Source organism: Streptomyces albiflavescens (genome assembly GCF_014645835.1).
Taxonomy (GTDB): domain Bacteria; phylum Actinomycetota; class Actinomycetes; order Streptomycetales; family Streptomycetaceae; genus Streptomyces; species Streptomyces albiflavescens.
In genome coordinates this window covers 553,542-567,511 of sequence record NZ_BMMM01000003.1, presented here as the reverse complement: position 1 = coordinate 567,511, position 13,970 = coordinate 553,542, and the positions used below count along the sequence as shown (strand labels likewise).

Annotated in this window: 15 protein-coding genes; 10 read left to right on the top strand and 5 right to left on the bottom strand. The window is 70.5% G+C overall.

What is annotated here, in order from left to right:
• Positions 1-192: 192 nt before the first annotated feature.
• Both ddaH and IEY95_RS11950 read right to left on the bottom strand, forming a co-directional pair.
• A complete protein-coding gene (gene ddaH, locus IEY95_RS11955) occupies positions 193-969 on the bottom strand; it encodes a dimethylargininase (protein ID WP_189185921.1) in 777 nt (258 codons plus the stop codon).
• Between the two features lie 128 nt (positions 970-1,097).
• Positions 1,098-2,786, bottom strand: coding sequence for an ABC-F family ATP-binding cassette domain-containing protein (locus tag IEY95_RS11950; RefSeq protein WP_189185920.1), 1,689 nt, complete (start codon positions 2,784-2,786; stop codon positions 1,098-1,100).
• A 314-nt stretch (positions 2,787-3,100) separates the two neighbouring features.
• Between IEY95_RS11950 and IEY95_RS11945 the strand changes: the two genes are divergently transcribed.
• The gene (locus IEY95_RS11945; RefSeq protein ID WP_189185919.1) at positions 3,101-3,793 is read left to right on the top strand and encodes a GOLPH3/VPS74 family protein; all 693 of its coding nucleotides are present in this window, start codon (positions 3,101-3,103) and stop codon (positions 3,791-3,793) included.
• A gap of 398 nt (positions 3,794-4,191) precedes the next feature.
• Entirely contained in the window at positions 4,192-5,055 is an 864-nt protein-coding gene (locus tag IEY95_RS11940) for an isocitrate lyase/PEP mutase family protein (RefSeq protein ID WP_189185918.1), read from the top strand.
• A 78-nt stretch (positions 5,056-5,133) separates the two neighbouring features.
• On the opposite strand, the gene ssgD is transcribed toward IEY95_RS11940, so the two are convergent.
• The gene (gene ssgD / locus IEY95_RS11935) at positions 5,134-5,550 is read right to left on the bottom strand and encodes a spore wall synthesis regulator SsgD (RefSeq protein ID WP_189185917.1); all 417 of its coding nucleotides are present in this window, start codon (positions 5,548-5,550) and stop codon (positions 5,134-5,136) included.
• A 298-nt stretch (positions 5,551-5,848) separates the two neighbouring features.
• Here ssgD and IEY95_RS11930 point away from each other — a divergent pair, with 298 nt between their 5' ends.
• Positions 5,849-6,898, top strand: coding sequence for a WD40/YVTN/BNR-like repeat-containing protein (locus tag IEY95_RS11930; RefSeq protein ID WP_189185916.1), 1,050 nt, complete (start codon positions 5,849-5,851; stop codon positions 6,896-6,898).
• Between the two features lie 74 nt (positions 6,899-6,972).
• The gene (locus IEY95_RS11925; RefSeq protein WP_189185915.1) at positions 6,973-7,299 is read left to right on the top strand and encodes a plasmid stabilization protein; all 327 of its coding nucleotides are present in this window, start codon (positions 6,973-6,975) and stop codon (positions 7,297-7,299) included.
• Positions 7,300-7,315: 16 nt separating this feature from the next.
• Here the strand turns inward: IEY95_RS11925 and IEY95_RS11920 are convergent, their stop codons facing one another.
• On the bottom strand, positions 7,316-7,612 hold the full coding sequence (locus IEY95_RS11920; protein ID WP_189185914.1) for a YciI family protein: 297 nt from the start codon (positions 7,610-7,612) through the stop codon (positions 7,316-7,318).
• 73 nt (positions 7,613-7,685) lie between these two features.
• Between IEY95_RS11920 and IEY95_RS11915 the strand changes: the two genes are divergently transcribed.
• Positions 7,686-8,387, top strand: a complete 702-nt coding sequence (locus IEY95_RS11915; RefSeq protein WP_189185913.1) for an endonuclease V — start codon at positions 7,686-7,688, stop codon at positions 8,385-8,387.
• Between the two features lie 172 nt (positions 8,388-8,559).
• The gene (gene mmpA, locus IEY95_RS11910; protein ID WP_189185912.1) at positions 8,560-8,706 is read left to right on the top strand and encodes a morphogenic membrane protein MmpA; all 147 of its coding nucleotides are present in this window, start codon (positions 8,560-8,562) and stop codon (positions 8,704-8,706) included.
• A gap of 34 nt (positions 8,707-8,740) precedes the next feature.
• On the opposite strand, the gene IEY95_RS11905 is transcribed toward mmpA, so the two are convergent.
• Positions 8,741-9,913, bottom strand: a complete 1,173-nt coding sequence (locus IEY95_RS11905) for a saccharopine dehydrogenase family protein (protein ID WP_189185911.1) — start codon at positions 9,911-9,913, stop codon at positions 8,741-8,743.
• A gap of 138 nt (positions 9,914-10,051) precedes the next feature.
• On the opposite strand from IEY95_RS11905, the gene IEY95_RS11900 reads away from it, so the two are divergent.
• The 4 genes from IEY95_RS11900 (at position 10,052) to IEY95_RS11885 (ending at position 13,926) form a co-directional block, all read left to right on the top strand.
• Positions 10,052-10,432 (top strand): MmcQ/YjbR family DNA-binding protein, encoded by a 381-nt coding sequence (locus IEY95_RS11900; RefSeq protein ID WP_189185910.1) that lies wholly within the window; start codon positions 10,052-10,054, stop codon positions 10,430-10,432.
• 142 nt (positions 10,433-10,574) lie between these two features.
• Positions 10,575-11,729, top strand: coding sequence for a CaiB/BaiF CoA transferase family protein (locus IEY95_RS11895; protein ID WP_189185909.1), 1,155 nt, complete (start codon positions 10,575-10,577; stop codon positions 11,727-11,729).
• A complete protein-coding gene (locus tag IEY95_RS11890) occupies positions 11,729-12,742 on the top strand; it encodes an LLM class F420-dependent oxidoreductase (RefSeq protein WP_189185908.1) in 1,014 nt (337 codons plus the stop codon). Before IEY95_RS11895 ends, IEY95_RS11890 begins: the two co-directional genes overlap by 1 nt.
• 41 nt (positions 12,743-12,783) lie before the next feature.
• Positions 12,784-13,926: an acyl-CoA dehydrogenase family protein gene (locus tag IEY95_RS11885; RefSeq protein ID WP_189185907.1), complete on the top strand. Its 1,143-nt coding sequence runs from the start codon at positions 12,784-12,786 to the stop codon at positions 13,924-13,926.
• The last annotated feature ends 44 nt before the right edge of the window (positions 13,927-13,970 follow it).

The following is a 13,970-nucleotide window of genomic DNA, read 5'->3' as shown; positions in this document are numbered from 1 at the left end:
GTACAAGAAGCGGGGACGAAACCTACGGCATCGTAGGCTACGTTTCCGTAGGTTACGAAACCGTAGGTTAAGTTCGCTGTAAAGACCGCTGATCAGCGGGGGTCCCCGGGGGCGATCAGACGTCCGGGCGCACGCCAGAAGCACCATGGATCCCGCAGGTCCCGGAGCCGGACGCGCACCGCGATCACCCGATCAGACGTACAACTCCCGGAGTCGGACCGAGAGGCATGTCACACAGCCTTCCAATTTCTCGAACTCGCTGATGTCCACGACGACCGGTTCGTGGCCGAGGTCCGCGAGCAGCTCCGCCGTCTTCGGGGCGCTCGCGGCCATCAGCAGCTTTCCGCCGCCCAGGAGCACGACGTGCGCCCCGGACTCCTCCGGTACCGGCAGGAAGCGCGGGAACAGCGACGGCGTGTCCACCAGCGGCTGGTGTCCGATGACCGTGCCGTCGGGCAGCGCGGTCACCGCGGACTTCAGGTGCAGCACCTTGCTCACCGGTACGGCGACGACCCGCGCCCCGAGCGGCTCGAAGGCCGCCCGCAGCTGCTGGACCCCGGCCGCGTTGGTGCGCCCACCGCGGCCCACGTACAACGTGTCGCCGACCTTGAGGATGTCACCGCCGTCCAGAGTGCCCGGCTCCCAGATCCAGTTCACCGAACAGCCCAGGCGGGCCACGGCCTCCTCGACCCCGGCGGTCTCGCCGCGCCGGGACTCCGCGCCGGGGCGGGAGATCAGCGCGACATTGCGGAAGACGACCACCGTGTCCTCGACGAACACCGAGTCCGGGCAGTCGTCGGCCGGGTCCACCTCGACGGTCTCCCAGCCGTGCGTGCGCAGTGCCTCCGCGTACGCCTCCCACTGTTCGACCGCCAGGTCGACGTCCACCTTCGCGCGCTCGATGTGCGTCACCAGCCCCTCGGCGAGGCGGGGGCTGGGCCGGCGGATGAGCGCTTTCTGGCTGGGCACGGGTGGGTCTCCGAATCGGCAGGGGGTGTCGGCGCACATCATGCAGCGCACGTCGCGCGCGCAAAAGCCCCCGGCTTGACGTCGGGTAACACCTGAGCCCCGACGCTAGGCGGCTCCCAGGTCCTGCACTAGGCGGAATACCCGACAGTTTCCGGCGCGATTTCTTTCAGTTCTCCTCCTTCCAGGATGAGCCAACGCGTGATTCCGAGGGACTCCAGGAACGGCATGTCGTGGCTGGCGACGATCAGCGCTCCCTCGTACGCCTCCAGGGCGGTGGTGAGCTGCCGGACACTCGCCATGTCGAGGTTGTTCGTCGGCTCGTCGAGCATCAGGAGCTGCGGCGCGGGCTCGGCCAGCAGCAACGCGGCGAGTGCCGCCCGGAAGCGCTCACCGCCGGAGAGGGTCGCCGCGCGCTGGTCGGCCTTCGCGCCCTTGAACAGGAAGCGGGCCAGCCGCGCCCGGATCCGGTTGTTCGTGGCGGCCGGCGCGTACCGGGCCACGTTCTCCGCGACGGTCAGCTCGTCGTCGAGGACATCGAGCCGCTGCGGCAGGAAGCGCAGCGGCACATGAGCCCGCGTGTCGCCGGACACCGCGTCCAGCTCCCCGGCGATCGTGCGCAGCAGCGTGGTCTTGCCCGCGCCGTTGCGCCCGATCAGCGCGATCCGTTCGGGGCCGCGAAGGTCGAACACGCCGTCCACGCGGGCGCCGTAGCGCATTTCCAGGCTTTCCAGAGTGAGGACGGTGCGGCCCGGGGGTACGGCCGTGTACGGAAGGTCGACGCGGATCTCGTCGTCGTCCCGTACGGCGTCCACCGCGTCGTCGAGACGCTCCTTCGCCTCGGCGAGTCTCTCCTCGTGCATGATGCGGTGCTTGCCCGCGGACTCCTGGGCCGCGCGCTTGCGCGCCCCCATGACGATCTTCGGCTCGCGCTTCTGCTCGAACATCTTCTGGCCGTACCGCTTGCGGCGGGCCAACTTGACCTGTGCGTCGACCAGTTCGCGCTTCTGTTTCTTCAGGTCGGCCTCGGCGACGCGCACCATGCGCTCGGCCGCCTCCTGCTCGCCGACGAGGACCGCCTCGTATGCGGAGAAGTTGCCGCCGTACCAGGTCACCTCGCCCACCCGTCGCCCACCACCACCCTCAACCGAGGCACTTCGCGCCGCCCCCTTTCCTCGGTGCAGGTCCGCGATCTGGTCGACCAGATCCAGGAGTTCGCGATCGTGGCTGACCACGACCATGACGCCGGACCAGGCCTCGACGGCCGCGTAAAGGCGCCGCCGCGCGTACAGGTCGAGGTTGTTGGTGGGCTCGTCCAGCAGCAGTACGTCGGGTCGGCGCAGCAGGAGCGCGGCCAGGCGCAGCAGCACCGACTCGCCGCCCGAGACCTCACCGATGGTGCGGTCCAACTCGATGTGTCCGAGCCCCAGTTCACCGAGCGTCGCCAGTGCCCGCTCTTCGACGTCCCAGTCGTCGCCCACGACGTCGAAGTGCTCCTGGGTCGCGTCGCCCGCCTCGATGGCGTGCAGCGCGGCGCGGGTGGCGGCGATACCGAGCGCCTCGTCGACCCGCAGAGCGGTGTCGAGCGTGACGCTCTGCGGCAGGTAGCCGACCTCGCCCGCGACCCGGACCGTGCCGTCGGCCGGGGTGAGCTCTCCGGTGATCAGCTTCAACAGGGTGGATTTTCCTGACCCGTTGACGCCGACGAGACCGGTCCTGCCGGGGCCGAAGGCGACCTGGAGGCCGTCGAAGACGGCCGTACCGTCGGGCCAGGCGAACGAGAGGGAGGTACAGGTGATGGAGGTGGGGAAGGTAGACATGAGGGCCTCGCGGTTGCTGAGTGCGGTCAGGGGGACGCGTTCGGGACACCGCGGGGCGACGACGATCAGTTCGGAGGGAAACCAGCCCGGAGGGCAGCAAAAGAGCCCTGCACCGGAGGACGGCTCGTACACCGAGGTCGCACGCTGCGCACACGGAGGCCAGGAAGAGCTGGCGGTGTGTGACGCGGTGTCTCAGACCTCAGACGAGCAACGTCCTTCTCCAATCGACGGCAACAGGACCGCTATGCACCGTAGAGGCGGCTCTTGAGGCTGTCAAAGGATTAACGTGGCCCCGACGACCCGAAGGAGATCCCGTGCCGAACGGCTCGCTCTCGCTGCCCGCCCGGCTCTACCTCCTGGCCTGGGACACCAGTCGGCTCAAGGTCACCGGGGCGACCCATCTGCACGACCTGGTGCGTGCCGGCGCCCTCACCGAACTGGCGCAGCGGGGTCGGCTCATCGACGAGAACGGCATCGTCACCCCTGTCGACGCCGACTCCCGCACGGGCGACGTTGTCCTCGACGGGCTCCTGGAACTCGTCGCGGAGTCCCTGCCGCGGACGTGGAAGGCATGGGTGACGCTGCGGGCGCGTGTCACCCTGGATGCCGTACGCGCGCAGCTGGCGGCCGAGGGATACCTCCGGGCGGAGAAGAAGCGCGTCCTCGGCCTCTTCCCCTCCGTGGAGTACGAGCTGGAGCGGGTGGCCGCCGTGGAGGCACTGCACACCGAGGCCCGGCAGGTACTCGAAGGCCCGCTCCCCGTCGCCGAGATCTCCGACCGCGACGCGGCCCTCGTCGCCCTCGGCGCCGCCGCCGAACTCCGCACCCTCGCACCCGCCAAGGACCGCAAGCTCCACAAGAACCGCCTCGAAGACCTGACCGACCGCAGCGGCGCGGCGGGTCCGGCCCTGAAGAAGGTCGTCCAGGAGCTGCGCACGGCGCTGATCGTGGCGACGACGACCGCGTCGGTGACGGGGGCGGGGGCGGGGGCGGCTGCGGGAGGTTGAGGGGGCACGGCAAGCGGGCGCTTGCCGATACCGTCGCGGGTGACTGTGACTGTGACTGTGACTGTGACCGTGGGCGTGGGTGCGCTCCGGCGCATGGGGTGACGCGACCGCGGGCACTCGCGCCCCGGTGGCCGGACTGCACTCGCGTCCGCGCGCGCGTCTGCGAGCCCTCGTCACCGCGCGCAAGCCGACGTCAGCGCCACCGCAGGGCGCACTCATGCCCGGGATTCCGGGGCACACGCACCACCACGGCGGGCGCTTGTGCCCCTACGTCCTCCCCGCGCACCCTCCCCGCACCCCAGCCTGGCCGGATCTCGCCCATCCCGCCCTTCCGCCGCCCCACGTACATGTCGCTTTCCTGCCAGCCCCCAACCCCGCCCCATGCTTGGCTCATCCCCATGACGAACCCCAATTCCCTCCGCACCGAACCGAGTTCCCTGCGCGAAACCGCGCTCGCCTTCCGTGCCCTGCACGTGCCCGGTCGGCCTCTCGTCCTGCCGAACGTGTGGGACGCGGTGAGTGCCCGGATCGTCGAGGAGGCGGGCGCGGGGGCGGTGGCGACGACCAGCGCGGGGCTCGCGTGGGGCTTGGGTGCGGCGGACGGCGACCGGCTCGACAGGGACGGAGCCCTTGGCGCGGTCGGGCGGATCGCCGCGGTGGTCCGCGTGCCGGTCAGCGCGGACATCGAGAGTGGGTACGCGCAGGACACCCCGGGTGTCGCGGACACGATCCGCGCGGTGCTCGCGGCGGGTGCCGTGGGCGTCAACATCGAGGACGCCCTCTACGACGACGCCGACGGTGGTGCGCCGCTGCGCCCGATCGCCGAGCAGGCGGAGCGCATCGCGGCGGCCCGCGCGGCTGCCGACGCGGCCGGGGTACCGCTGTACGTCAACGCCCGCATCGACACCCATCTGAGGGGGGCCGGCAAGATCGAGGAAACCCTGGAGCGGGCCGCCGCCTTCCTCGCCGCCGGGGCCGACGGTGTCTTCGTGCCCGGAGCCGTCGATCCGGTGACCGTCAAGACACTCGTCGGGGGCATCGAAGGCCCGCTGAACGTCTTGGTGGGCCCCGGCGCGCCGTCCGTCGCCGAGCTGGCCGCCCTCGGGGTCGCCCGGATCAGCGCGGGTTCGAGCATCGCGCAGGCCGCGCACGCCATGGTCCGCCGTGCCGCGCGGGAGCTGCTGGACGCGGGGACCTACGACTCGCTGACCGACGGACTCGACTATGCCGAGCTCAACACCCTGATGGGCAGGAGCGGCTGAGGGCGGGAACGCCGCTCAACAGGCACGCCGCCTCTGCAGCACCCCACTCGGCAGATACCGCCTCAGCAGGCATCCCCCTCAGCAGGTACCCCGCATGAGCTCCGCCAGGTCGTGGTCCAGGTCCACCTGGAGATGTTCGAGGCCCACGGGAACCAGTTCCGTCGTGCGCTGCAGGAACCGCCGCAACTCGCCGGAGCGCACATGCACCACGGCGGTGCCCTCGGGGGCGTGGAACTCCAGAACGGTGCGGTCGTACCCGTACGGCCGCACCCGTACGTCGCCCCAGCCCACCGAGTCCTCGAGCCCCGACGTGAGGAGCTCGCGCGCGAAGGTCCAGCAGACCTCCACGCCCTCCAGCGTGGCCGGCGCGGGGAAGGTCATACGGACCGCGAAGGGATCGCTCCGGTCGTAGTGGAGCGTTGCGGGAATGCTCGGCATCCGCGGCGCGGCGGCGACGAGGCGGGCCTCTACGGGCTGCTCGATGACGGTGGACAACGCCTTGCTCCCTTGTGACGGCTGGACGAACTCCGGGCGGATGAGGCCGGTCAATTGAAGAGACGAAGAAATGAGCCACCGCGTGCACCTGAAACGTGAGTGACCTCTGTCACCGATTCCATGCACGGTGGAGAGCCACGCGGCGATCCTTTTTCTCGTCCCGTCGTCTTCGGACATCCGAGAGGACACTCGGTCGGGGCCCCGGGGTTCCCGGAGAACGCCATCTGGACGGCATCGGGGGAGTGGACTAGCTTCGCCCGCCATGAGGGGCTTGGGGAAGACGAGACGTACGAGTCGGATGGCCACCGTGGGACTGTGTGCGGCCGCGCTCGCCGCCGCACTGACGACACCCGCGCAGGCGCACGAGCCGGCGAAGGCGCCGCACTGGGAACTCAAGGACAGCGGCACGGACGTCAGGTTCCGCGGCCTGTCGGCCGTCAGCCGGGACACGGCCTGGGTGGCCGGCTCCAAGGGCACCGTGCTGCGCACCACTGACGGCGGCGCGAACTGGCAGAACGTATCCCCGCCCGGTGGCGCGGACCTGGAGTTCCGCGACATCGAGGCATTCGACGCCCGGCGCGCCGTGGTCCTGGCCATCGGCGAGGGCGAGGCCTCCCGTGTCTTCCGCACGGACGACGGCGGCGCGACCTGGACGGAGTCCTTCCGTAACACCGACGCGAAGGCCTTCTACGACTGCCTCACCTTCTTCGACCGGCGCCACGGCCTGGCGATGAGCGACCCGGTGGACGGCAGGTTCCGCATCCTGTCGACCAGTGACGGTGGCCGCTCCTGGAAGGTGCTGCCCAGCGACGGGATGCCCGCGGCGCAGGACGGCGAGGCGGGTTTCGCGGCGAGCGGACAGTGCCTGGTGACCTCGGGACCACGTGATGTGTGGCTGGCCACCGGCGGGGGTGCACGCGCGCGCGTGCTGCATTCCTCGGACCGGGGACTGACCTGGACCGCCGCCGACACGCCGATCCCGGCCGGCGACCCGGCGCGCGGCGTCTTCGCCCTGGCCTTCCGCGACCGCTCCCATGGCCTCGCGGTCGGCGGCGACTACCGCGCCGACCAGGCCTCACCCCAGGCCACCGCACTCACCCCGGACGGCGGCCGCACCTGGACGCCCGCCACCCAGCCCCCGCCCGCCTACCGCTCGGGCGTGACCTGGCTTCCGCACAGCCGCACCGCCGCGCTCGCGGTCGGTCCCACGGGCACCGACCTGACGACGGACGGCGGCCGCACCTGGCGCACCGTGGACACCGGCTCGTACGACACCGTGGACTGCACTCCCGACCTGGGCTGCTGGGCCTCCGGCGAGAAGGGGCGGGTGGCCCGCCTGGAGCGGTGACCCGCGCGGTGTTCGCCGCGATCGGGGGTACTCGGGTCGCGCAAGGCGGTGACCGCGAGAGGAAGTGATCAACCGTGCCACGCGGTTCGAGCCCCAAACGGGAACGTCAGTACGAACACATCAAGGAGAGCGCACGCGACCGCGGAGAGAGCGAGCGGCGCGCCGAGGAGATTGCCGCGCGGACGGTGAACAAGGAGCGAGCCCGGTCCGGCGAGTCGAAGACCGCCAGCCGTACATCGCTCGAGGACATGTCGTCCGGCAAACGCGGCGGTCAGCGCTCGCACAAGGGGGCCCAGGGCCCCACCTACGACCAGTTGTACGAGGAGGCCAAGCGGCGCAACATTCACGGCCGCTCGGACATGAACAAGAGCGAGCTGAAGCGTGCCCTCGGCGACAAGTGAACCGCGGAGGTCCGGTTCAGCCGAGCGTCTCCCGGTACCGCTCCAGGGCGGGCGCCGTCTTGGTCGCCACGAACTCGGTGATGCGGTAGGCGCACACGCCCGCGGTGACGAAGGGGTCGCCCGCGGCGATCTCCTCGATCCGCGCCCGGTCCTCCGTGACGGCGAGAATCACACCGCCGTTGCGGGGGTTCTTGCGCCCGGACGCCAGAAAGACCCCCGCGGCGTACTGCTCGTCGAGCCACGCGACATGTGCTGCCAGAACGGCGTCGACCGCTTCGAGCGGCGCGGTGTAGGTCAGCTCCAGTACGAACATGATCGCGACCCTACCGTTCCTGAAGGCCGGAAGTTGAAGACCCCTGTCCGACAGGCCCTAGGCTCGTCCCACCATGAAGACCGTGAGGATTCCCGCGGGCTGGCCCGCCACCGAAGAGCAAGCCCGTGCCGTGCAGGACGAGTTGCGGGCGCGGGTGGTGCTCGACGAGCCGGGGCCGCCGCCCGGCACCGGCCGGGTGACGGGGGTCGACGTCGCCTACGACGACGAACGGGACGTCGTCGTCGCCGCGGCCGTCGTGCTCGACGCGGCCACCCTCGACGTCGTCGCCGAGGCCACGGCCGTCGGGCAGGTCTCCTTCCCGTACGTTCCCGGGCTGCTCGCCTTCCGTGAGATCCCGACCGTCCTGGCCGCGCTCGACGCCCTGCCCTGCGGGCCCGGCCTCGTCGTCTGCGACGGCTACGGCCTGGCCCACCCGCGCCGCTTCGGCCTCGCGAGCCACCTCGGCGTCCTCACCGGACTCCCCACGATCGGCGTCGCCAAGAATCCCTTCACCTTCTCGTACGAGGAGCCCGGCGTCCGGCGGGGCAGCACTTCCCCGCTCCTCGCGGACGGACCCACGGGCACGGAGGAGGTCGGCCGCGCGCTGCGCACGCGGGACGGCGTCAAGCCCGTCTTCGTGTCGGTCGGCCACCGGGTGAGCCTCGACAACGCGTGCGCGCACACGCTCGCACTCACCCCCAGGTACCGCCTCCCCGAGTCCACCCGTCGCGCGGACTCCCTCTGCAGGCGGGCCCTCCAGGAGGCGACACCCTGACGGCCCATCCGTTGACCGAGTGCGCCTTCTGAGCACCCGTTCCGAGTAGGCGTCCTGAGCACCCGTTCTGAGTGCGCCTTCTGAGCACCCGTTCTGAGTACGTGTTCTGAGTACGTGTTCTGAGTAGCAGTACGGATGTGACGGCACCCTCGTGATCGGCAGGCTGTGCCGCATGACGACGCACCGTGCCTCGAAGGCCGCCGCCCACCCCACCCAGCCCGTCGAACGCGCGGTGACGGCCGCGCTGGTTCTCGCCGTGATCGCCGGACTCGCCTGGATAGGCGGGATGATCTACACGGTCTCGGGATGGTCGTCCTGAAGCCCGACCGTCCCGAGAAGCGGAACCGGTTCGGCTACCGCGTGGCCGCGACGCGGAAGACGATCCCGGCCTTGCGGAGGCGTTCCAGCAGCGCGTCCCCCATCGCCACCGCCGTCGTGACCTGACCGGACGTCTTCGGCAGGTCGTCGAAGGCGAGGGACAGCGCCGACTCCGCGAACATCTTGGCCGTCTCGTCGTAGCCCGGGTCTCCGCCCGCGACCTCGGTGAAGACGCGCCGCCCGCCGCCCTCGCCCACGAACCGCACCGAGAACCAGCTCTTCGCGCGCCGCGAGGCACTCGGCCCGTCCCCGGGCTTGAGCCGGTCGGACAACCAGCGGCGCGTGGGTGGCAGTTGGGCCGCCGCGAAGACCGCGCCCACCGCGGCGACCCCGCCCACCGCGAACGGCAGCCGTTCGACGGCCGCGTAGTGGCGGTAGCGGAAGTCGGGCCCGTACCGCTCCAGTGCCCGCGCGGAACGCTGCACCACCTGAGCGTCGATCGTGGGCAGCGGCAGTGCCCATGCCCCGACCTCCTTGGCGAACCGCGGAGCGCTCACCGGTGCCTCCGCACGCCGCGCCATCAGCCGCGGCTCATGACGTTTGCGGTCCCGCGCCGCGGCGAGCATGTGCCGTCCGCGGGCGAACTGGTTGAGCGCCGAGGCGAAGGTTCCGCCCGAGAACATCGCCTGGGCGCGGACGAATCCGTCGACCCTGAGCGGTACGCCCTCGGGAAGCTGCCGCACGGTGAAGTACGCGCCCAGATCGTGCGGAATCGAGTCGAAGCCGCAGGCGTGCACCAGCCTCGCCCCCGTCTCCCGCGCGCGGGCGTCGTGCCGCACGTACATCAGGTCCACGAACTCGGGCTCGCCGGTGAGGTCCACGTAGTCGGTCCCGGCGTCCGCGCAGGCGGCGACCAGTTCCTCGCCGTAAGTGATGTACGGCCCCACCGTCGTGGCCACCACGCGCGCGTGGCGGGCGAGTTCGCGCAACGACTCGGGATCGGTCACATCGGCCAGAAGCACGCCGGGAGCGCCGGCCAGCCGCTCCCGCAGCTGCTCCAGCTTCTTTGCGCTGCGCCCCGCGATCGCCCAGCGCAGCCCCTCGGGCCCGTGCGCCGCGAGGTACTCCGCGGTGAGTTCCCCGACGAACCCCGTGGCTCCGAAAAGCACGATGTCGTACGCGCGGTCCGTCCCGTTCAGCCTGCTCATGACACCTTCCCCACTCTCGGCTGCGCTCTAGCGGGCGGTACCCCCACAGCGTGCGCGAAGCGCCGTTGTCGGTGGCTGAGGCTAGCGTGAGGTACGAGCAGGCGAACGACGAGGTCGGACGAAGAGGTCGGAGGAGCCGTGGCCGTGCCGAAGGACGCCCTGAAAAAGTGGGAGAAGGTGCGCGAGTTCGCCCTCGGCCTGCCCGGTGCCGCGGAGGAGTTCCCCTGGGGCGAGGCCGTCGCGAAGGTCAACAAGAAGGTGTTCGTCTTCCTCGGAGTCGACGACGGCAGGTATCCGCTGGGCGTCACCCTGAAGCTCAAGGACGGGTCCGCGCACGCTCATGCCCTCACCTCACCGGGCGCGGAGCCCGCCGGATACGGCCTCGGCAGGTCCGGCTGGGTGCGCATACCCCTGGCGGAGCGGGGCGCTCCGGCCGCGGAGCTGCTGTGCGACTGGGTCGAGGAGAGCTACCGGACGATCGCGCCGAAGAAGCTGATCGCCGAGCTGGACGAGCACTGACGCGCCCTGTTACGTCCCTCTTCGTTCCGGTCCGCACCAGGGAATTTAACTAAGCGCTTGCTCGTCAAGGGCTTGCCCGATGTGGAACACGTTCTTAACATCGCTGATGTCACATCAGTGGTGTCACAGTGCTGGGGGCTTGATGACAGTGGCAGGGACGCCAGGGCACGGCCCGCTCGTCGGGGTGCGCGTCGTCGAGCTGGCCGGCATCGGCCCGGGCCCGTTCGCCGCCATGCTCCTCGCCGACCTCGGCGCGGACGTCGTGCGCGTGGACCGGCCCGGCGGCGCCGGGCTGGCGATCAACCCGGAGTACGACATCACCAACCGCAACAAGCGGTCCGTGATCATCGACCTCAAGACCCAGGACGGCCAGGACCGCGTCCTCGACCTGGTCGAACGCGCCGACGTCCTCATCGAGGGCTACCGCCCCGGCGTCGCCGAGCGCCTCGGCGTGGGCCCCGAGACCTGCCATGTCCGCAACCCGAAACTCATCTACGGGCGGATGACCGGCTGGGGTCAGGAGGGTCCGCTCGCCCAGCGCGCCGGGCACGACATCGCGTACATCGCCCTCACCGGCACCCTCGGCATGATCGGCAGGCCGGACGAGCCGCCCACGGTCCCCGCGAACCTCGTCGGCGACTACGCGGGCGGCTCGCTCTACCTCGTCGTCGGGATCCTCGCCGCGCTCCACCACGCACGCGCGACCGGCGCGGGACAGGTCGTGGACGCGGCGATCGTCGACGGCGCCGCGCACCTGGCCGCGATGATCCACGGCATGCTCGCCGCCGGAGGCTGGCAGGACCGGCGAGGCGCCAACCTCCTGGACGGCGGCTGCCCCTACTACGGGACGTACGAGACGGCTGACGGCCAGTACATGGCGGTGGGCGCCCTGGAGCAGCAGTTCTACGACGAGTTCGTGGATCTCCTCGGCATCGAGGAAATGGCCTCCGCCCGCAGGGACCTGGCCCGCTGGGGCGAGCTGCGCGAAGCCGTCGCCGCCCGCTTCAAGACTCGTACGAGAGACGAGTGGACCGCGGTCTTCGAAGGCTCCGACGCGTGCGTGGCGCCGGTCCTGTCGCTGCGCGAGGCGCCCGCCCACCCGCATCTCGCGGCCCGCGGCACCTTCGTCGACCACGGCGGCATCACCCAGCCGGCCCCCGCGCCCCGCTTCTCCCTCTCCCACACCGCCGTCCGCAGCGGTCCCGCCCAACCGGGCGCGGACACCGCGGACGTGGCCCGCGACTGGGGCGTACCCGACCTGATGAAAGACGGCGATCCGATGAAGGACGGCGATTGATGGAGCTCTCCCTCACGCTCGACTACGCGGGCGACCCCCGCCAGGCTGCCGACGAGGTCGCGGCGCTGGAGTCCGCGGGCCTGGACGCCGTCTGGGTCGCCGAGGCCTACGGCTTCGACTCGCCCACGATCATGGGCTATCTGGCCGCCCGCACCGAGCGCATGAAGATCGGCGCCGCGATCCTCAATGTCTACTCGCGCACCCCCGCGCTGATCGCTCAGACGGCCGCCGGGCTCGACGCGATCTCCGGAGGGCGCGCCCTCATCGGGCTCGGCGCCTCCGGCCCGCAGGTCGTCGAGGGCTGGCACGGAAAGCCGTACGACAAGCCGCTCGGCCGCACCCGCGAGACCATCGAGCTGACGCGTCGCATCCTGCGCCGCGAGGTCATCGACCATCACGGCATCACCGACATGCCCCGCCCAGGCGGCCTCGGCAAGCCCCTGAAGATCCTCACCCATCCCGTACGCCCCGAAGTACCCCTGTACGTCGCCTCGCTGGGCCCCGCCAACGTCCGTATGACCGCCGAGGTCGCCAACGGCTGGCTGCCCACCCTGTTCCTCCCGGAGAAGGCCCACCAGGTGTGGGGCACCGCGCTGGCGGAAGGCGCCGCACGCAGGGACCCGGCCCTCGGCCCGCTGGGGACCGTCGCGGGCGGACTGCTCGCCATCGGAGAGGACGCGGCGGCCGTACGGGACCTCGCACGGCCCAGAATCGCCCTCTACGTGGGAGGCATGGGCGCGCCCGGAAAGAACTTCTACAACGACCTCGCGGTGGCGTACGGCTACGAGAAGGAAGCCCGGCTCATCCAGGATCTGTACCTCTCCGGGCGGAAGAAGGAGGCCGAGGCCGCCGTACCGGACGAGTTCTGCGAGCTGATGTCGCTGTGTGGACCAGAGAGCTACGTCCGCGAGCGTGTCGAGGCCTTCCGGGAGGCCGGAGTGACGATGCTCAACGTCATCCCCGTCGGGCCGGAACCGGCCAGGCTCATCGAAACCGTCAAGAACTGGCTCTAGGAAGGCGTTTCCCGCATGAACTCCAGGAGGGCGTTTCCCGCATGAAGCGGCAGATCTTCACCGCCGAGCACGACGCGTTCCGCGAGACCGTGCGCACCTTCCTCGCCAAGGAGGTGCTGCCCCACTACGAGCAGTGGGAGAAGGACGGCATCGTCTCGCGCGACGCCTGGCGGGCGGCCGGGAAGCAGGGCCTGCTCGGGCTCGCCGTTCCCGAGGAGTACGGAGGCGGCGGCAACCCCGACTTCCGTTACAGCGCCGTCCTCGCCGAGGAGTTCACGCGCGCCGGCGCGCCAGGGCTCGCCCTCGGGCTGCACAACGACATCATCGGGCCGTATCTGACGGACCTGTCCACCGAGGAGCAGAAGCGGCGCTGGCTGCCCGGCTTCTGCGACGGTTCGCTGATCACGGCGATCGCGATGACCGAACCCGGCGCCGGGTCCGACCTCCAGGGCATCAAGACGCATGCCGAGGACAAGGGCGACCACTGGCTGCTCAACGGCTCCAAGACCTTCATCTCCAACGGAATCCTGGCCGACCTGGTGATCGTGGTCGCGAAGACGACGCCCGAGGGCGGCGCTCACGGACTCTCGCTGCTTGTCGTCGAACGCGGCGCCGAGGGCTTCGAGCGCGGCCGCAACCTCGACAAGATCGGCCAGAAGTCCCAGGACACGGCCGAGCTGTTCTTCAACGACGTGCGCGTCCCCAAGGAGAACCTGCTCGGCGAGCCGAACGGCGCCTTCGTCCATCTGATGACGAACCTCGCGCAGGAGCGCATGGGCATCGCCGTTGCCGGCATCGCGGCCGCCGAGTACCTGCTGGAGATCACCACCGCATACGTCAAGGAGCGCGAGGCCTTCGGGCGGCCGCTCTCCAAGCTCCAGCACATCCGCTTCGAGATAGCCGAGATGGCCACCGAGTGCGCCGTCACCCGGACGTTCCTCGACCGCTGCATCGTCGATCACTCGAACGGGGAACTCGACGCGGTGCACGCCTCGATGGCCAAGTGGTGGGCCACCGAACTGCAGAAGCGGGTCGCGGACCGCTGCCTCCAACTGCACGGCGGCTACGGCTACATGACGGAGTACCGCGTCGCCAGGGCCTTCACCGACGGACGTATCCAGACCATCTACGGCGGGACCACCGAGATCATGAAGGAGATCATCGGCCGTTCCCTGCTCGGCTGACCCTCACAGCCCAGCTCCGCCCTCCCGGCTCTCTTGAAAGGCTT